Annotated in this window: 15 protein-coding genes; 4 read left to right on the plus strand and 11 right to left on the minus strand. The window is 58.6% G+C overall.

The genetic code is table 11. The features are described 5' to 3' along the window. Window positions 1-171: 171 nt before the first annotated feature. The 7 genes from lpdA to sdhC form a co-directional block, all read right to left on the minus strand. Complete coding sequence (gene lpdA / locus P5706_RS22990) at window positions 172-1,608, minus strand: dihydrolipoyl dehydrogenase (RefSeq protein ID WP_056859732.1); 1,437 nt, start codon at window positions 1,606-1,608, stop codon at window positions 172-174. A gap of 99 nt (window positions 1,609-1,707) precedes the next feature. Continuing rightward, window positions 1,708-2,931 carry a 2-oxoglutarate dehydrogenase complex dihydrolipoyllysine-residue succinyltransferase gene (gene odhB / locus P5706_RS22995; RefSeq protein ID WP_017134446.1) on the minus strand — a complete coding sequence of 408 codons (1,224 nt, stop codon included), beginning with the start codon at window positions 2,929-2,931 and terminating at the stop codon, window positions 1,708-1,710. A 44-nt stretch (window positions 2,932-2,975) separates the two neighbouring features. Continuing rightward, window positions 2,976-5,807 (minus strand): 2-oxoglutarate dehydrogenase E1 component, encoded by a 2,832-nt coding sequence (locus P5706_RS23000; RefSeq protein ID WP_200433554.1) that lies wholly within the window; start codon window positions 5,805-5,807, stop codon window positions 2,976-2,978. Between the two features lie 261 nt (window positions 5,808-6,068). Further along, window positions 6,069-6,773 (minus strand): succinate dehydrogenase iron-sulfur subunit, encoded by a 705-nt coding sequence (locus P5706_RS23005; protein WP_003172807.1) that lies wholly within the window; start codon window positions 6,771-6,773, stop codon window positions 6,069-6,071. Between the two features lie 11 nt (window positions 6,774-6,784). After that, complete coding sequence (gene sdhA, locus P5706_RS23010) at window positions 6,785-8,557, minus strand: succinate dehydrogenase flavoprotein subunit (protein WP_017134444.1); 1,773 nt, start codon at window positions 8,555-8,557, stop codon at window positions 6,785-6,787. A 3-nt stretch (window positions 8,558-8,560) separates the two neighbouring features. Continuing rightward, window positions 8,561-8,929 carry a succinate dehydrogenase, hydrophobic membrane anchor protein gene (gene sdhD, locus P5706_RS23015; RefSeq protein WP_003172805.1) on the minus strand — a complete coding sequence of 123 codons (369 nt, stop codon included), beginning with the start codon at window positions 8,927-8,929 and terminating at the stop codon, window positions 8,561-8,563. Further along, window positions 8,923-9,297: a succinate dehydrogenase, cytochrome b556 subunit gene (gene sdhC, locus P5706_RS23020; protein WP_016979564.1), complete on the minus strand. Its 375-nt coding sequence runs from the start codon at window positions 9,295-9,297 to the stop codon at window positions 8,923-8,925. The genes sdhD and sdhC overlap by 7 nt, the downstream gene beginning before the upstream one ends. A gap of 364 nt (window positions 9,298-9,661) precedes the next feature. Between sdhC and gltA the strand changes: the two genes are divergently transcribed. After that, complete coding sequence (gene gltA, locus P5706_RS23025; RefSeq protein WP_003210575.1) at window positions 9,662-10,951, plus strand: citrate synthase; 1,290 nt, start codon at window positions 9,662-9,664, stop codon at window positions 10,949-10,951. A gap of 324 nt (window positions 10,952-11,275) precedes the next feature. Here the strand turns inward: gltA and P5706_RS23030 are convergent, their stop codons facing one another. The 3 genes from P5706_RS23030 to P5706_RS23040 form a co-directional block, all read right to left on the minus strand. Beyond that, window positions 11,276-12,934 (minus strand): cation acetate symporter, encoded by a 1,659-nt coding sequence (locus tag P5706_RS23030; protein WP_200433553.1) that lies wholly within the window; start codon window positions 12,932-12,934, stop codon window positions 11,276-11,278. Next, on the minus strand, window positions 12,931-13,242 hold the full coding sequence (locus P5706_RS23035; protein ID WP_110624991.1) for a DUF485 domain-containing protein: 312 nt from the start codon (window positions 13,240-13,242) through the stop codon (window positions 12,931-12,933). The genes P5706_RS23030 and P5706_RS23035 overlap by 4 nt, the downstream gene beginning before the upstream one ends. A gap of 324 nt (window positions 13,243-13,566) precedes the next feature. Continuing rightward, window positions 13,567-14,418: a glycine betaine ABC transporter substrate-binding protein gene (locus tag P5706_RS23040; protein ID WP_200433552.1), complete on the minus strand. Its 852-nt coding sequence runs from the start codon at window positions 14,416-14,418 to the stop codon at window positions 13,567-13,569. A gap of 332 nt (window positions 14,419-14,750) precedes the next feature. Here P5706_RS23040 and P5706_RS23045 point away from each other — a divergent pair, with 332 nt between their 5' ends. Next, window positions 14,751-16,304, plus strand: a complete 1,554-nt coding sequence (locus P5706_RS23045) for a glycoside hydrolase family 17 protein (protein WP_285682002.1) — start codon at window positions 14,751-14,753, stop codon at window positions 16,302-16,304. Between the two features lie 98 nt (window positions 16,305-16,402). Here P5706_RS23045 and P5706_RS23050 read toward each other — a convergent pair whose 3' ends face one another. Continuing rightward, window positions 16,403-16,771 carry a hypothetical protein gene (locus P5706_RS23050; RefSeq protein WP_285682004.1) on the minus strand — a complete coding sequence of 123 codons (369 nt, stop codon included), beginning with the start codon at window positions 16,769-16,771 and terminating at the stop codon, window positions 16,403-16,405. A gap of 235 nt (window positions 16,772-17,006) precedes the next feature. Here P5706_RS23050 and mlaY point away from each other — a divergent pair, with 235 nt between their 5' ends. Both mlaY and P5706_RS23060 read left to right on the plus strand, forming a co-directional pair. Continuing rightward, entirely contained in the window at window positions 17,007-18,305 is a 1,299-nt protein-coding gene (gene mlaY, locus P5706_RS23055) for a lipid asymmetry maintenance lipase MlaY (RefSeq protein WP_138816042.1), read from the plus strand. Continuing rightward, window positions 18,298-19,086, plus strand: coding sequence for an MlaA family lipoprotein (locus tag P5706_RS23060; protein ID WP_056857109.1), 789 nt, complete (start codon window positions 18,298-18,300; stop codon window positions 19,084-19,086). Before mlaY ends, P5706_RS23060 begins: the two co-directional genes overlap by 8 nt. The last annotated feature ends 7 nt before the right edge of the window (window positions 19,087-19,093 follow it).

Genomic DNA, 19,093 nt, shown 5'->3' on the forward strand with positions numbered 1-19,093 from the left:
CGGCGCTGCGCTCATTATGAGTGCCGCGCCACCTGTGACTGCTGCTTGCACACCTTGCGGGGCTTATCGCCCGTAAAGCTGTGCAAGGCTGCGTCCATCGGATATTCCGCGGTGAGCTTTGCGCGCAAGGCTCACGACGGGCAACTCCGCCGTGGTTTCTTATTATCTCGCTTAGCGCTTCTTGCGGTTGGCGATGTGGATGGCGCCGCCATTCACTGCCAACGCTGCTTCGTGCAACGCTTCGGACAGGGTCGGATGGGAGAAGACCATCATGCCCAGGTCTTCGGCACTGGTGCCGAATTCCATACCGATCGCGCCTTGCTGAACCAGTTCTGCAGCGCTTGGGCCAATCACGTGGACGCCCAATACGCGGTCAGTCTTGGCATCAGCGATGACTTTGACAAAACCACCGGTGTCGTTAGCTGCCATGGCACGGCCAGAAGCGGCAAACGGGAAGGTGCCGACGTTAACTTCAACGCCTTCAGCTTTCAACTGCTGTTCGTTTTTACCGACCCATGCAATTTCCGGATGGGTGTAGATAACCGATGGGATCAGGTCGTAGTTCATCTGGGTTTTGTGGCCCTTGATGCGCTCGACAACCATGATGCCTTCTTCGGAAGCCTTGTGCGCCAGCATCATGCCGCGCACCACGTCGCCAATGGCGTACACGCCTGGCACGGTGGTAGCGCAGTGATCGTCAACGTGGATGAAGCCACGCTCGTCGATGTTCACGCCGCTGTCGGAAGCCAGCAGGTCGGTGGTCACTGGACGGCGACCCACGGCTACGATCAGCTTGTCGAAGGTGATGGTCTGCTCGCCTTCTTTATCGGTGTAGGTCACAACGACTTCTTCGCCGTTGACCTTGGAACCGGTAACACGGGCGCCCAACTTGATGTCCAGACCTTGTTTGGTCAGGGTTTTCAGCGCTTCTTTGGACACTGCGGTGTCGGCAGCCAGCAGGAACGTGTCCAGGGCTTCCAGCACAGTCACTTCAGAACCCAGGCGCGACCATACCGAACCCAGTTCCAGGCCGATTACGCCAGCGCCGATCACGCCCAGACGCTTAGGAACCGATTGGAATTCCAGGGCGCCGGTCGAATCAACGATCACGTTCTGGTCAACAGGAGCAGGCGGAATGTCGATTGGACGCGAACCTGGTGCCAGGATCACGTTCTCGGCTTCGATGACTTCAACCGAGCCGTCCGGCTTGGTGATTTCAACTTTCTTGCCGGCCAGCAGCTTGCCGTGGCCTTGCAGGGAAGTGACGCCGTTGGCCTTGAACAGGGTGGCAACGCCGGAAGTCAGGCCTTTAACAATGTTGGCTTTACGGCCGACCATTGCTGGCACGTCCATGGTCACGCCAGCATGGTTGATGCCGTGGATCGCGAAACCGTCTTGGGCTTCGTGGAATTTCCAGGAGCTGTCCAGCAGCGCCTTGGAAGGAATGCAACCAACGTTCAGGCAAGTACCGCCCAGCGCCAGTTTGCCTTCCTTGTCGGTGTATTTTTCGATGCAAGCAGTCGAGAGGCCCAGTTGTGCGGCCTTGATGGCGGCAACGTAGCCGCCAGGACCTGCACCAATCACTACAACGTCAAATTTCTGTGTCATGAAAATAGATCCTCTATTTGCGACAAGCTTCTAGCCACACGTTGCAAGCCAAGCTGCTTGTTCCTACAGCTTGTAGCTCGCAACGTGAAGCTGCTTCTATCAGATATCCAGCAGCAGACGAGCCGGGTCTTCCAGCAGGTTCTTGATGGTTACCAGGAAAGTCACGGCTTCTTTACCATCGATCAGGCGGTGATCGTACGACAGCGCCAGGTACATCATCGGGCGGATCACGACTTGGCCGTTGATGGCCATCGGACGCTGGATGATGTTGTGCATGCCCAGGATCGCAGCTTGCGGCGGGTTGACGATCGGGGTCGACATCATCGAACCGAAGGTACCACCGTTAGTGATGGTGAAGGTACCGCCGGTCATCTCGTCGATGGTCAGCTTGCCGTCACGGGCTTTCTTGCCGAAGCCGGCGATGCCGCCTTCGATTTCAGCCAGGCTCATCAGCTCGGCGTTACGCAGAACCGGTACTACCAGGCCACGGTCGCTGGACACGGCAACGCCGACGTCTGCATAGCCGTGGTAAACGATGTCGCTGCCGTCGATGGAAGCATTGACTGCCGGGAAGCGTTTCAGCGCTTCGGTGGCCGCTTTCACGAAGAACGACATGAAGCCCAGGCGCACGCCATTATGGGACTTCTCGAACAGATCCTTGTACTTCGAACGCAGGGCCATGACTTCGGTCATGTCGACTTCGTTGAAGGTGGTCAGCATCGCCATGTTCGACTGTGCTTCAACCAGACGCTTGGCCACGGTGGCACGTACGCGGGTCATCGGCACGCGCTTCTCGGTGCGGTCGCCAGCAGCGAACACAGGCGCGGCAGCAGCGGGTGCTGCAGCCTTGGCCGGTGCGGCAGCCGGAGCGTTTTTCTTGGCTTCAACAGCAGCAACCACGTCTTCCTTGGTCACACGGCCGTCTTTGCCGGTGCCTTTGAGGGACGCCAGGTTGATGCCGTTTTCTTCAGCCAGCTGACGCGCAGCCGGTGCAGCGATTGGGTCTTCACCACCCGCAGCCGGAGCGGCAGCGGCAGGTGCGGCAGCTGGAGCAGCAGCGGCAGCCGGAGCAGGTGCAGCAGCGCCGCCCGCTTCGATCGAGCCCAGGATCTGGTTCGACAGGACGGTAGCGCCCTCTTCAGCCACGATCGCGCCCAGCACGCCGTCAGCTTCGGCCAACACTTCCAGAACGACTTTGTCGGTCTCGATGTCGACGATCAGGTCGTCACGCTTTACAGCGTCGCCTGGTTTCTTGTGCCAGGTGGCAACGGTGCCATCGGCAACCGATTCCGGGAATGACGGGGCTTTGATTTCGATAGCCATTATCTGTGGGTCCTTAAAATTCGGTTTCAGTCAGCGCGAAGGCGTTAAACAGTGAAAGCATCTTGCAGCAGTTTTTCCTGCTGCTCGGCGTGCATCGACGCATAACCACACGCAGGTGCAGCAGAAGCATCACGACCGGCGTACTCCAGGCCCAGGCCTGTTTTGTGGTTACCGATACTGCGACGCAAATGATGCTGGCTGCTGTACCACGCGCCCTGGTTCATCGGTTCTTCCTGGCACCACACGGCATTCGTGAGGTTGGTGTAAGGCGCGATGGCCTCCATCAGGTCGTCTTCCGGGAACGGGTAAAGCTGCTCGATACGCACGATGGCGATGTCTTCGCGGCCTTCGGCACGGCGTTTTTCCAGCAAGTCGTAGTAAACCTTGCCGCTGCACAGGATCAGGCGAGTGACCTTGGCTGCGTCCAGGGTGTCGATTTCTGGAATCACGGTCTGGAACGAACCGTCGGCCAGATCTTCCAGGGTCGAGATGGCCAATTTGTGACGCAACAGCGATTTCGGGGTCAGCACTACCAGCGGCTTGCGCAGCGGGCGGATCACCTGGCGACGCAGCAAGTGGTAGATCTGGGCCGGGGTAGTCGGCACGCACACCTGGATGTTGTGCTCGGCGCACAGCTGCAGGTAACGCTCCAGACGGGCCGAGGAGTGCTCCGGACCCTGACCTTCATAACCGTGTGGCAGCAGCATGGTCAGACCGCACAGACGGCCCCACTTGTGCTCGCCGCTGGTGATGAACTGGTCGATAACCACCTGGGCACCGTTGGCGAAGTCGCCGAACTGGGCTTCCCAGATCACCAGCGCCTGTGGCGTGGTGGTCGAGTAACCGTATTCGAACGCCAGTACGGCTTCTTCGGACAGGAACGAATCGTACAGGTCGAAACGTGGCTGGCCTTCGTACAGGTTCTGCAACGGGATGTAGGTGCCCGCGTCTTTCTGGTTGTGCAACACAGCATGACGGTGCGAGAACGTACCGCGGCCGATGTCCTGGCCGGTCATGCGGATCGGGTGACCTTCGAACGCCAGGGTCGCGTACGCCATGGTTTCGGCGTAACCCCAGTTGATCGGCAGGCCGCCGGCTTGCATTTTCTGACGGTCTTCGTAGATCTTCGCAACCTGGCGCTGCACCACGAAACCATCTGGAATCTCCAGCAGCTTGGCGGACAGTTCCTGCAGGGTCTTGAGGTCGAACGAGGTGTCGTGACGCGCCGTCCAGGCGTGGCCCAGGTATGGGCGCCAGTCCACGAACAGCTCTTTGTTCGGCTCTTTAACCAGGCTTTTCACTACATGCAGGCCGTTGTCCAGCGCGTTGCGGTATTCATCGATTTTCGCCTGAACACGCGCATCGTCAACCACGCCAGCCGTAATCAGGCTGTCAGCGTACAGTTCACGAGTGGTGCGCTGCTTGGTGATCTGCTGGTACATCAACGGCTGGGTGCCGCTCGGCTCATCCGCTTCGTTGTGACCGCGACGGCGGTAGCAAACCAGGTCGATGACCACGTCACGCTTGAACTGCATGCGGTAGTCGATGGCGAGCTGGGTCACGAACAACACGGCTTCCGGATCATCCCCATTCACATGGAGGATCGGCGCCTGGATCATCTTGGCAACGTCGGTCGCGTACTCGGTAGAGCGCGCGTCCAGTGGGTTGCTGATGGTGAAACCGACTTGGTTGTTGATGACGATGTGAACTGTACCGCCGGTCTTGAAGCCGCGGGTCTGCGACATCTGGAACGTTTCCAGGACCACGCCTTGACCGGCGAAAGCCGCGTCACCGTGGATGGAAATCGGCAGGACTTTCTCACCGGTGGAATCGTTACGACGATCCTGACGGGCACGCACCGAACCCTCGACCACTGGAGAAACGATTTCCAGGTGGGACGGGTTGAAGGCCATGGCCAGGTGAACTTCACCGCCGGTGGTCATTACGTTGGACGAGAAGCCCTGGTGATACTTAACGTCACCGGAACCCAGCTCGACCTTCTTCTTGCCTTCGAACTCGTCGAACAGTTCACGCGGGTTCTTGCCGAAAGTGTTGACCAACACGTTCAGGCGACCACGGTGAGCCATGCCGATCACGATTTCCTTGGTGCCGTAGGAACCGGAACGCTGGATCAGCTCGTCGAGCATTGGAATCAGGCTTTCGCCGCCTTCCAGGCCGAAACGCTTGGTGCCCGGGTATTTGGTACCCAGGTATTTCTCGAGACCTTCGGCCGCGGTCACGCGCTCCAGCAAGTGGCTGCGCACGTCGGCGGACAATACCGGACGGCCACGCACACCTTCCAGACGATGCTGGAACCAGTGGCGCTGCTCGGAATCGGTGATGTGCGTAAATTCAGCGCCGATGGTGCGGCAATATGTCTGCTGCAACGCTTCGTGAATTTCGCGTAGGCTCGCTTCCTCTTTGCCGATGAACAGGTCGCCGGCACGGAAGGTCGTATCAAGATCGGCATTGGTCAAGCCGTAATGATTGATCGACAGGTCAGCAGGTGCAGGACGCTTCCAGAGCCCCAGCGGGTCAAGCTGGGCCGCCTGGTGGCCACGCATCCGGTAAGCCTGGATCAGTCGCAATACTTCAACTTGCTTCTTCTCATGCTCGCTGCTCACGCTACCGGCGGAAACCGGTTGGGCGCGGCGCTGGTTCTTTGCCAGCAGCACAAATTGATCGCGAATTGTTGCGTGCGATACATCGGTGGCAGCGTTGCCGTCTGAAGACAACGTCTGAAATTTGGTGCGCCATTCTTCTGGCACAGCGTTAGGGTCGTGCAGGTAGAGCTCATAAAGCTCTTCCACATAGGCAGCGTTACCACCTGAAAGATAGCCGCTGTTCCACATGCGCTGCATCACGCTTTCTTGCATGCTTGGTCACCCTCGATTTGGGGACACCACCGGCGAAAACACCGAGTTTGCTTGCAAAAGGCCAAGTGCAGCGACCAAAACAAGCCACTTAGGATCACGCTGATAGTTCGGGTACCAACCCGAATGCCCCTGCTTGTCTCATTTCTTCAAAATAAGAGCTGCGGCTTTGTAAGTCGCTGCTCAAGTTAAAACTACGGCGCCGGTTGAAGCCTGCGCCGTAGCATTTACGGGCACAACGGTCCTGCTTTGCTACAACGTCGCTTACACGCCGCTTTGCAGCAGCATGTTACGGATGTGACCAATGGCCTTAGTCGGGTTCAGGCCTTTGGGACATACGTTGACGCAGTTCATGATCCCGCGGCAGCGGAATACGCTGAACGGGTCATCCAGTGAAGCCAGACGCTCGGACGTCTTGGTGTCACGGCTGTCTGCCAGGAAGCGGTACGCTTGCAGCAGGGCAGCTGGACCCAGGAACTTGTCCGGGTTCCACCAGAAGGACGGGCACGAGGTCGAGCAGCAAGCGCACAGGATGCACTCGTACAGACCGTCGAGCTTTTCACGCTCTTCTGGGGACTGCAGACGCTCGATGGCCGGAGCCGGCGTGTCGTTCTGCAGGAACGGCTTAACTTTTTCGTATTGCTTGTAGAAGATGCTCATATCAACGACCAGGTCACGGATAACCGGCAAACCTGGCAGTGGACGAACGATCAGCTTGTTACCTTTGACAACAGCAGACAGCGGCGTGATGCACGCCAGGCCGTTTTTGCCGTTGATATTCATGCCGTCGGAGCCACACACACCCTCACGACAAGAGCGACGATAGGAGAAACCTTCATCCTGCTCTTTGATCAGTGCCAGAACATCCAGCACCATCAGGTCTTTACCACCGGTATCGACCTGGAATTCCTGCATGAACGGCGCGGCGTCCTGATCAGGGTTGTAGCGGTAAACACTGACTTTCAACATGGCAGCCACCCTTAGTAAGTCCGAATCTTCGGTTCAAACGTCGGCACCGTCTTCGGCGAGAAGTTCACGGCACGCTTGGTTACGCGCTTGTCACCCGGGAAGTACAGGGTGTGGCACAACCAGTTTTCGTCGTCGCGATCTTCAAAGTCTTCACGAGCGTGAGCACCACGGGATTCTTTACGAACCTCGGCAGCAATCGCGGTCGCTTCAGCCACTTCCAGCAGGTTTTGCAGCTCAAGGGCTTCGATACGAGCGGTGTTGAACGCCTGGCTCTTATCGTTGATCTTGACGTTGGCGATGCGCGTGCGCAGGTCAGCCAGCTGGGCAATACCCTTCTGCATGTATTCGCCGGTACGGAATACACCGAAGTAGTTCTGCATGCAGCTTTGCAGCTCGCGACGCAGGGTTGCCACGTCTTCGCCATCGGTACGCTCGTTCAGAGCGTTCAGGCGCGCCAGGGCGGCCTCGATGTTGGCGTCGGTGGCGTCATCGTATTCGATGCCGTCGGTCAGGGCTTTTTCCAGGTGCAGGCCGGCCGCGCGGCCGAATACCACCAGGTCGAGCAGCGAGTTGCCGCCCAGGCGGTTGGCGCCGTGAACCGATACACAGGCCACTTCGCCTACAGCGAACAGACCGTGGATGATCTCGTCCACGCCTTCGGCGTTCTGGGTGATCGCCTGGCCATGAATGTTGGTCGGTACGCCGCCCATCATGTAGTGGCAGGTTGGAACAACCGGTACCGGAGCAACCACCGGGTCAACGTGAGCAAAAGTCTTGGACAGCTCGCAGATGCCTGGCAGGCGGCTGTGCAGGACTTCTTCACCGAGGTGATCGAGTTTCAGCAGTACGTGGTCGCCGTTCGGGCCACAGCCGTTGCCGGCGATGATTTCTTTAACCATCGAGCGAGCAACTACGTCACGACCGGCAAGGTCTTTGGCGTTCGGAGCATAACGCTCCATGAAACGCTCGCCGTGCTTGTTGATCAGGTAACCACCTTCACCACGGCAACCTTCTGTAACCAGTACACCGGCGCCGGCGATGCCGGTTGGGTGGAACTGCCACATTTCGATGTCTTGTACCGGCACGCCTGCACGCAGGGCCATGCCGACGCCGTCACCGGTGTTGATCAGGGCGTTGGTAGTCGACGCGTAGATACGACCTGCACCACCGGTTGCCAGCACAGTAGCCTTGGCGCGGATGTAGGTGGTTTCACCGGTTTCGATGCAGATGGCGATCACACCAACGAAGGCGCCGTCGGCGTTCTTCACCAGGTCAACCGCGTAGTACTCGTTCAGGAACGTGGTGCCGGCTTTCAGGTTGCCCTGATAAAGGGTGTGCAACAGCGCGTGACCGGTACGGTCGGAAGCGGCGCACGTACGGGCAGCCTGCCCGCCTTTACCGTAATCCTTCGACTGGCCGCCGAATGGACGCTGGTAGATACGACCTTGCTCAGTACGCGAGAACGGCAGACCCATGTGGTCCAGCTCGAACACGGCGGCCGGGCCTTCCTGACACATGTATTCGATAGCGTCCTGGTCACCGATGTAGTCGGAACCCTTGACGGTATCGTACATGTGCCAGCGCCAGTCATCGTTCGGGTCGGCGGAGGCGATGGCGCAGGTGATGCCACCCTGGGCCGATACGGTATGGGAACGGGTCGGGAACACCTTGGTGATCACGGCAGTCTTGTGACCGCCCTGGGCCAGCTGCAGCGCTGCGCGCATGCCGGCACCGCCGCCACCAATAATGATGGCGTCGAAGGAAATAGTAGGAATGTTAGCCATGAATCAGATACCCCAAAGAATCTGCACACCCCAGACGAAGTAAGCGAACATCGCGACGCCGCAGACTGCCTGGAAGAGAAAACGTACTGCAGTCGCGGACTTGCCCAGCGCCATCGGCGTCAGGTAGTCGGTCGCGATGGTCCACATGCCGACCCAGGCGTGAGCGCCCAGGGCTACAAGGGCCAGCAGACTGAAGATTCGCATCGCATTGTGGGAAAACAGGCCGTGCCATTGCTCATAGCCGATGCCCGGGTTTGCGACGAGGTATCCGATCAGGAAAATGAAATAAGCCGCGAGAACGACCGCAGACACACGCTGCGCCATCCAGTCATAGAGGCCCGAACGCGAAAGGTTCGTAACGCTGGTTACCATATCCAAACTCCTGCCAGAACGATCAGCACCACGGAAATGGCGATGATGATTTTCGAGCCCAGGCGGCCGCCTTCCAGCGTCTCACCGATACCCGCATCCATGATCAAGTGGCGCACACCGGCTACCAGGTGATACAGCAGAGCGGACAGGAGGCCCCATGCTACGAACTTGGCCAGCGGGCTGGTCAAGCATGCCTTCACCTCGGCGTATCCTTCCTCGGAACCCAGGGATTTGCTCAATGCATAAAGCATGATGCCCAAGCCCAGGAACAGGATGATGCCGGAAACACGGTGCAGGAACGACGTAACGCCGGTGATGGGGAGTTTGATGGTCCTTAGGTCTAGGTTTACAGGTCGTTGGCTATTCACGGCTTTTTTTCACACTGAAGAGCCCCTAACAATCAGGGCAAAGTTGTTGGGGAGTGCACTGGTCAGGTAAGCACCACCCAGGGAGTGCGACCCCCAATGAAAGCAAGCCCAAAAGCCCTTGGCGGTCGGTGGCCGAGTATAGACAGTTAGGTTACTAATGACAACGCGCACTCCTCACCCTAATAGCGGATTGCGCTGGCGGTATAAAAGGCGTAAATGGCAGTCAATTTCGACGAAAAAGTATGGTTAAAGCCTTCTGGAGCAAGACTTTAGGCAAATTGACATCTGGATTTATATCAATATAGTGGTGCGGGCCCTGCGTGGGGGGTCTGTCTGATGATTTGAAGCATAAATAGGAGGCCACATGGCTGACAAAAAAGCGCAGTTGATCATCGAGGGCGCAGCCCCCGTCGAGCTGCCCATTTTAACCGGCACCGTTGGTCCCGATGTTATCGACGTACGGGGCCTGACGGCCACGGGCCGTTTCACATTCGACCCAGGCTTCATGTCGACCGCCTCTTGCGAGTCGAAGATCACCTACATCGATGGTGATAATGGCATTCTGCTGCACCGCGGCTACCCGATCGAACAGCTTGCTGAACAGTCGGACTACCTGGAAACCTGCTACCTGCTGCTAAATGGCGAATTGCCAACAGCCGAGCAGAAAGCCCAGTTCGTCAGCACCGTGAAGAACCACACCATGGTTCACGAGCAGTTGAAGACCTTCTTCAACGGCTTCCGTCGCGACGCCCACCCGATGGCCGTCATGTGCGGTGTAGTCGGCGCCCTGTCGGCCTTCTATCACGACTCCCTGGACATCAATAACCCGCAGCATCGCGAAATTTCCGCGATCCGCCTGGTTGCCAAGATGCCCACCCTGGCCGCAATGGTTTACAAGTACTCCATGGGTCAACCCATGATGTACCCGCGCAACGACCTGACGTACGCGGAAAACTTCCTGCACATGATGTTCAACACCCCGTGCGAGATCAAACCGATCAGCCCGGTGCTGGCCGCTGCGATGGACAAGATCTTCATCCTCCACGCCGACCACGAACAGAACGCCTCCACCTCTACCGTGCGTCTGGCCGGCTCTTCGGGTGCCAACCCGTTCGCCTGTATTGCCGCCGGTATCGCCGCACTGTGGGGCCCTGCCCACGGCGGTGCGAACGAGGCCGTGTTGACCATGCTGGATGAAATTGGCGATGTCTCGAACATCGACAAATTCATCGCCAAGGCCAAGGACAAGAACGACCCGTTCAAGCTGATGGGCTTCGGTCACCGCGTTTACAAGAACCGTGACCCACGCGCCACCGTGATGAAAAAGACCTGCGACGAAGTGTTGAAGGAACTGGGCATCAAGAACGATCCGCAACTCGAACTGGCCATGCGCCTGGAAGAGATCGCCTTGACTGACCCGTACTTCATCGAGCGCTCGCTGTACCCGAACGTCGACTTCTACTCGGGGATCATCCTCAAGGCGATCGGTATTCCAACCAGCATGTTCACCGTGATCTTCGCCCTGGCACGTACTGTCGGCTGGATCTCGCACTGGAAAGAAATGCTCTCCAGCCCGTACAAGATTGGCCGTCCGCGCCAGCTGTACACCGGCTACGAGTCGCGTGATATCACCAAACTGGAAGATCGCAAGTAAGCATCTGATGGCTTGGTAATAAAAAGCGGCCTCCTTATCTAAGGAGGCCGTTTTTATTTGTGCAGCATAATGATCATTCCATGCTCCGCGTGGGAATGCCTCCCGTGACGCTCCGCGTAACGCTGCGCAAGACTTGAGGCCTATGCCAACCGGGACGCAGAGCGTCCGTGGCTGCATTCCCACGCAGAGCGTGGGAACGATCGGCTTAGAGGCACTTTATTGATGCAAGAGTTGAGAAACTGTTTTGTGAAATCCGTTACTAATAAAAGCAAAAAAATGCCCCGATCTCACGACCGGGGCATTTTTTTGTAACCGTTACAAATCTTAGTGGTTAACCGCCCCACTTGCCCCCAGGCCAGTCTGCGAACGCACAAACTGCGGGAAGTACAGCGCACGCTCTTTCTCTGCCGCCGCCGACTTGTCGGTGATGGAGAAGAACCAGATGCCGACGAACGCAATGATCATCGAGAACAGCGCCGGGTATTCGTAAGGGAAGATGGCTTTTTCATGGTGCAGGATCGACACCCAGATGGTCGGGCCCAGGATCATCAGGCCAACGGCACTGATCAAGCCCAGCCAGCCGCCAATCATGGCGCCACGGGTGGTGAGGTTTTTCCAGTACATGGAAAGCAGCAGCACCGGGAAGTTACAGCTGGCAGCAATCGAGAACGCCAGGCCGACCATGAACGCGATGTTCTGGCTTTCGAACAGGATACCCAGGCCGATCGCCAACACGCCCAACGCCACGGTGGTGATCTTCGACACGCGAATCTCATCTTTCTCGTTGGCCTTGCCCTTCTTGATCACACTGGCGTACAGGTCATGGGACACCGCCGAAGCACCGGCCAGGGTCAAACCGGCAACCACTGCCAGGATGGTGGCAAACGCCACGGCCGAGATGAAGCCGAGGAAAATACTGCCACCCACCGCATTGGCCAGGTGCACCGCCGCCATGTTGTTACCGCCCAGCAAGGCGCCTGCAGCATCTTTGAACGCCGGGTTGGTACTCACCAGCAGGATCGCGCCAAAGCCGATGATGAACGTCAGGATGTAGAAGTAGCCAATGAAGCCGGTGGCATACAACACGCTCTTACGCGCTTCCTTGGCGTCGCTGACGGTGAAGAAGCGCATCAGGATGTGCGGCAGGCCCGCGGTGCCGAACATCAGCGCCAGGCCCAACGAGAATGCCGAGATCGGATCTTTCACCAAGCCGCCGGGGCTCATGATCGCCTCACCTTTAGGGTGAACCTTGATCGCCTCGGCAAACAGCGTGTTGAAGTCGAAGTTGACGTGCTTCATCACCATCAGCGCCATGAATGAGGCACCGGACAGCAACAGCACCGCCTTGATGATCTGCACCCAAGTGGTCGCCAGCATGCCGCCGAACAGCACGTACAGGCACATCAGGATACCCACCAGGATCACCGCGACGTGGTAGTCCAGGCCGAACAGCAGCTGGATCAGCTTGCCCGCACCCACCATCTGCGCGATCAGGTAGAACGCCACCACCACCAGCGAACCACAAGCCGACAGGCTGCGGATCTGGGTTTGCCCGAGGCGATAGGACGCCACGTCGGCAAAGGTGTACTTGCCCAGGTTACGCAGGCGCTCGGCGATCAGGAACAGAATGATCGGCCAGCCCACCAGAAAACCGATCGAGTAGATCAGGCCATCGTAGCCGGAGGTGAACACCAGCGCGGAAATCCCCAGAAAGGACGCCGCCGACATATAGTCACCGGCAATCGCCAGGCCGTTCTGGAAACCGGTGATCTTGCCACCGGCCGCATAGTAGTCCGCCGCCGACTTGTTGCGCTTGGACGCCCAGTAAGTGATGCACAGCGTGGCGCCGACAAACGCGACAAACATCACGATAGCGGAGACGTTCAGCGGTTGTTTGTGCACTTCACCGGTCAATGCATCCGCCGCCCAAACGGCCGGAGCAAACAGCGAAGCGCCGAATATAGCCAATAGACGCCGGATCATTGCGCAGCCTCCTTGAGAATCGCATTGTTCAGGTCGTCAAATTCGCCATTGGCCCGACGCACATAGATCGCGGTCAGGATGAATGCGGACACAATCAGTCCGACGCCCAGGGGAATACCCCAGGTAATCGAAGACCCAGGGCTGAGCTTGGCGCCCAGCACTTGTGGCCCGTAGGCAATCAACAGGATGAAAGCGGAGTAAAGCCCTAGCATGATCGCCGAGAGAATCCAGGCGAACCTTTCCCTTTTTCTGACCAGCTCCTTGAAACGCGGGCTGTTTTGAATCGAGAGGTAAATGCTGTCGTTCATTGTTTTTATCCTCGCAGCACAGCTTTTTATTATTTTGGAACATATCCACTGTATGCGGCTGCGGAACAGGTTCCAGACGACCTTAGTAGTAGATCGAGATAGCCACTTAGCAAGTTTTGCGGTCAACAAATAAACAACAGCCTGAATACAGGCAAAAAAATGTGGGAGCGGGCTTGCTGTGGCGAGCAAGCTTGCTTGCGCTGGGGTGCGAAGCGCCCCCAAAAAGCCGGAGACGGCTGCGCAGTCAGCGGGAGCAAGCTCCCTCGCCACAGCAAGCCCGCTCCCACATTAGGGTTGTGGTGGGGCTTCTAAAGAGTTAGTGCTTTATTTGGCGGTCCACTCGGCCACACGTTCAGGGTGCTTGGCGACCCAATCCTTGGCCGCAGCATCAGGCTTGGCGCCCTCTTGAATCGCCAGCATGACTTCGCCGATTTCGTCCTTGGAGGCCCACTGGAATTTCTTCAGGAAAGCGGCGACTTCCGGCGCTTTCTTCTCCAGGCCCTTGCTGCCGATGCTGTTGACGGTCTCAGCAGCACCATAAATCCCTTTTGGGTCGTCGAGGAAACGCAGTTTCCACTTGGCGAACATCCAGTGCGGCACCCAGCCGGTGACGGCAATGGATTCCTGCTTGTCTTCGGCGCGGGTCAGTTCGGCAATCATCGCCGCACCCGAGCTGGCTTGCAGTTTGTAGTCCAGGCCATAGGCCTTGATCGCTTCGTCGGTCTTGAGCATTACACCTGAACCGGCGTCGATGCCGACGATCTTGTTCTTGAAGGTGGTGTCGGTCTTGAGGTCTTCGATGGACTTGGCCTTGACGTACTCCGGCACGATCAAGCCGATCTTCGCATCCTTGAAGTTGGGGCCATAGTCGACCACTTTGTCCTTGTTCTTGGCCCAATACTCACCGTGGGTCACAGGCAGCCAGGCGGAGAGCATGGCGTCGAGTTTGCCGGTGGCCACGCCTTGCCACATGATCCCGGTGGCGACAGCCTGCAGTTTCACGTCGTAACCGAGCTTTTGCTTGATCACCTCTGCCGCCACATGGGTGGTGGCTACGCTGTCGGACCAGCCATCTACATAGCCGATGCTCAGGGTTTTGCTGTCGGCGCTGGCCAGTGTGGAGCCCATCGCAACTACCAGAGTGGCAGCTGCGCCCAAGAGTCGTCGCATCTTCATAATACTTCCCCGAAAGTGCTGCGCCCGACGGATGCCGAGCGACGTCAACCTGTTGTTATAGGGTGCATCGCGCCCCCTTCACGCGCGTCGATCACGGTGGTGCGCCGCCAGTGGAGTGCTGACACTTCGATCATCAACCTGCCGAGGCCTTGGACCTGCTCTGTCAGCGACCTCGGGTAAGCAAGAAACGACATCACATCGCCAGCAGGACAGTTCCTAGGACTTGGCGTCAATTTCCCGCCCGAACTTTGCATGTCTAAATTATGCAGCCCCACTGGGACGGGCTAAATCCGGGTAAGATGCGCGCCTTTGCTCCCCCAGATAAGCTGACCATGCCCGCGACTGCCCGCTTCCCTGCCCTGCCCTATTTCTGCGCCTTGATCCTCGGCGTGCTTACCCTTGTCGGCTACTGGTACGGCCTCGGCCGGCCGGTGGTGCTGCCGGATGTGGCCAGTGCCAGCCACAAGATGCAATGCGCGTCCTACACGCCGTTCGACAAGGACCAGTCGCCGTTCGACCAGCCGTTCAAACTGCGCCCCGAGCGCATGGACGCTGACCTGGCGTTGCTGGCAACCCGTTTTGAATGCATCCGCACTTATTCCATGACGGGCCTGGAAGACCTGCCCGGTATGGCGCGCAAGCATGGTTTGAAGGTGATGGCAGGCGCCTGGGTCAGCAGTGACCCGGTGGCCACCCACAAGGAAATCAACGAGCTGATTGCTGCCGCCAATGCCAACCCTGATGTGGTTACCTCGGTGATCGTCGGTAACGAGGCGCTGCTGCGCAAGGAAGTCACTGCCAAGCAGCTGGTAACGCTGATCCACCAGGTCAAAAGCCAGATCAAGCAACCGGTCACTTATGCCGATGTATGGGAGTTCTGGTTGCAACACCCGGAAATCGCCCCGGCGGTGGATTTCCTCACCATTCACCTGCTGCCCTATTGGGAAGATGACCCGTCGGGCATCGATCAAGCCCTCAAGCATGTGGGTGATGTGCGCCAGACCTTCGGCAACAAATTCGCGCCTAAAGATGTGCTGATCGGCGAGACCGGCTGGCCCAGCGAAGGCCGCCAGCGCGAAACCGCGGTGCCAAGCCGGGTCAACGAGGCCAAGTTCATGCGCGGCTTTGTGGCCATGGCCGAGGCCAATGGCTGGCGCTATAACCTGATCGAAGCGTTTGACCAGCCGTGGAAACGCGCCAGTGAAGGCGCCGTTGGTGGTTACTGGGGCTTGTTTGACGCCGACCGCCAGGACAAGGGCATCCTTGCCGGGCCGGTGAGCAACGTGCCGTATTGGCCGCTGTGGCTGGGCGTCGGCGGCCTGATCCTGCTGGGCACTCTGGCACTGGGCGGCCGGGTGCGCAGCGCGCGTGCCGCATTCATGCTGCCATTGCTCGGCGCAGTCGCCGCCTGCTCCATTGGCACCTGGGCCGAGCTGACCCGTGTCACTGCGCGTTTCAACGATGAATGGGTGTGGGCTGGCTTGCTGGTGGTGTTGAACCTGTTAGTACTGGCTCATGCCGCGCTGGCTCTAAGCGCTCGGGACGCTTGGCGGGAACGCGCCTTCAACTGGCTGGAGCAACACGCAGGTTGGCTGGTGGCAATTGCCGGGTTCGCTGGGGCGGTGATGATGCTGGCGCTGGTGTTCGACCCGCGCTATCGCAGCTTCCCAAGTGCGGCGCTGGTGTTGCCAGCCCTGGTTTACCTGGTTCGCCCGGTCACCGGCCCGCGTCGGGAGATTGCGCTGCTGGCCTTCATTATTGGCGCCGGCATTGCGCCGCAGCTGTATCGCGAAGGCTTGCTGAACCAGCAGGCGTGGGGTTGGGCGCTGGTGAGCGGGTTGATGGTGGTGGCTTTGTGGCGGTGCTTGCGGGTGCGTAAGGCATAAGACCGCTTTCGCGAGCAAGCCCGCTCCCACATTCGAGCGCATTCCAAGGGATGCATCCAATCTAATGTGGGAGCGGGCTTGCTCGCGAAGAGGCCCTATCAGACAACCCGAGGCTTCCTGACCAACCGCAACCCCGCAATCACCACCGCAAATACCGCAAACGTGGTGTTATACAACGCCAGTGCCGGCAACCCGAACACCATCCCCAACACCGCCAACCCCCAACCCGCTCGCCCCGGCACAAAAAACCCCAGCACCGAGGTGGCCAATGCGGCCCAGCCCAATACCTTGAAGTGAATCATCAGCCCCAGGTTCGAGCGCAGTTGGCATTCCCAGCGGCTGGCCTCGTCAACGCAGATCCCCACCCACTGGCCGTCTTCCATAAAACCGTAACGGGCGCCATAACTGGCGGCCAGCCATAACGGCAAGGCGATAAGCAGCAGAATAAGTGGCAAACGACGGGACATGGCGAACTCCGATAGGCAAAAACGGCGCTCAGCTTAATCCCACGGCGGCCGTTAGCAAGGTGTGTACGCAGATAACTGTTCATCAAGGCGCTGCAAAGTGTATCTTCTGGCTACTATTACCCCGATTCCGTGGTTTTTTTCCGACTTTTAGTGCCGAGGGCTGGCACTTCGGTGGCAACGCGGTGGTCATAGCCTGCGAACTTCATTCAGCACGTTTCCTCTTAGGGATTAAGTCATGCTCCGTTCCTTGCGCTGCGCTGCCTTGCTGGGCAGCCTATTTTTGAGTGCGTCAGCACTGGCCGTCGATGTCGACCAGGCCACTTATGGCTTCCCTTTGACGAACCCGTTCGAGGCGACCATTGCCACCACCCCGCCGGACCTGCGGCCTAAATTGCCCAGCAACGACGAGATCAACCAGTCCGATTACACCCTCAACATGCGCCCAGAGCGTGAATTCAGCCTGCCGGACAACTTCTGGGCAGTGAAGAAACTCACCTACCGCATCGCCAAACAGGACCACGCTGCGCCGCTGATCTTCCTGATCGCAGGCACGGGCGCCCGGTTTGACAGCAGCATCAACGAATACCTGAAAAAACTCTATTACCAGGCCGGCTACCACGTGGTGCAGCTGTCATCGCCCACCAGCTTCGACTTCATCAGCGCCGCCTCGCGCTTCGCCACGCCGGGTATCACCCAGGAAGACGCCGAAGACATGTACCGCGTGATGCAAGCGGTGCGCGCGCAGAACGCCTCGCTGCCGGTGACCGACTTCTACCTCACCGGCTACAGCCTCGGCGCCCTGGATGCGGCGTTTGTCAGCAAGCTCGACGAGACCCGCCGCAGCTTTAACTTCAAAAAAGTGCTGCTGCTCAACCCGCCGGTCAACCTCTACACCTCGATCACCAACCTGGACAAGCTGGTACAGACCGAGGTCAAGGGCATCAACAACACCACGACCTTCTATGAGCTGGTGCTGGCCAAACTGACGCGCTACTTTCAGCAAAAGGGCTACATCGACCTCAATGACGCCCTGCTCTACGACTTCCAGAACTCCAAGCAGCACCTGACCAACGAACAGATGGCCATGCTGATCGGCACCTCGTTCCGCTTCTCGGCGGCCGACATTGCCTTTACCTCGGACTTGATCAACCGTCGTGGCCTGATCATTCCGCCGAAATACCCGATCACCGAAGGCACCAGCCTCACGCCGTTCCTCAAGCGTGCCCTGCAATGCGACTTCGACTGCTACCTCACCGAACAAGTGATCCCGATGTGGCGTGCCCGCTCCGACGGCGGCAGCCTGCTGCAACTGGTTGACCAGGTCAGCCTGTACGCACTCAAGGACTACCTGCACGACAGCCCGAAAATTGCGGTCATGCACAACGCCGACGACGTGATTCTCGGCCCTGGCGACCTCGGTTTCCTGCGTAAAACCTTCGGCGATCGCTTGACCGTCTACCCGCTGGGCGGCCATTGCGGCAACCTTAATTACCGCGTCAACGCCGACGCCATGCTGGAGTTCTTCCGTGGCTAAATATCTTCTGCTGCTCGCCGCGCTGATGTGCGCAGGCGTCGCCAATGCCGACAACAGCAAGGCCCACGAGCCGGTCAAGGTTGACTCCGATGGCTTCAAGGAGCCGTTGACCAAACTCAAGTTCAACCCAGGCCTGGACCAGCGTGAGTTCGAGCGTTCATCGCTGACGGCACTTAACGTCTATGACCCGCTGGAGTCGTGGAACCGCCGCGTGTACCACTTCAACTACCGGTTCGACCAATGGGTGTTCCTGCCGGTGGTCAACGGCTACACCTACGTCACCCCAAGTTTCCTGCGCACCGGCGTGAGCAACTTCTTCAACAACCTGGGCGATGTGCCCAACCTGTTGAACAGCCTGCTGCAACTCAAGGGCCACCGCTCCCTGGAAACCACCGGGCGCCTGCTGCTCAACACCACCATCGGCATCGCCGGCCTGTGGGACCCGGCTACCGCCATGGGCCTGCCACGCCAGAGCGAAGACTTCGGCCAGACCCTGGGCTTCTACGGCGTGCCTGGCGGCGCCTACCTGGTGCTGCCGATCTTCGGGCCCTCGAACCTGCGTGACACTACCGGCCTGATCGTCGACTACGGCGCCGAGACCGAGATCAACTTCCTCAACGTCTCCAAAGTCAGCGAAAACCACCCGGAAATCTGGGCCTTGCGCGCCGTCGACAAGCGCTACCAGACCAGCTTCCGCTACGGTCAGATGAACTCGCCGTTTGAATATGAAAAGGTGCGCTACATCTATACCGAGTCGCGCAAGTTGCAGATCGCCGAGTAACCTCCCT

Source organism: Pseudomonas sp. ChxA (assembly GCF_030263855.1).
In the GTDB taxonomy this organism is placed as follows: Bacteria; Pseudomonadota; Gammaproteobacteria; order Pseudomonadales; family Pseudomonadaceae; genus Aquipseudomonas; species Aquipseudomonas fluorescens_CB.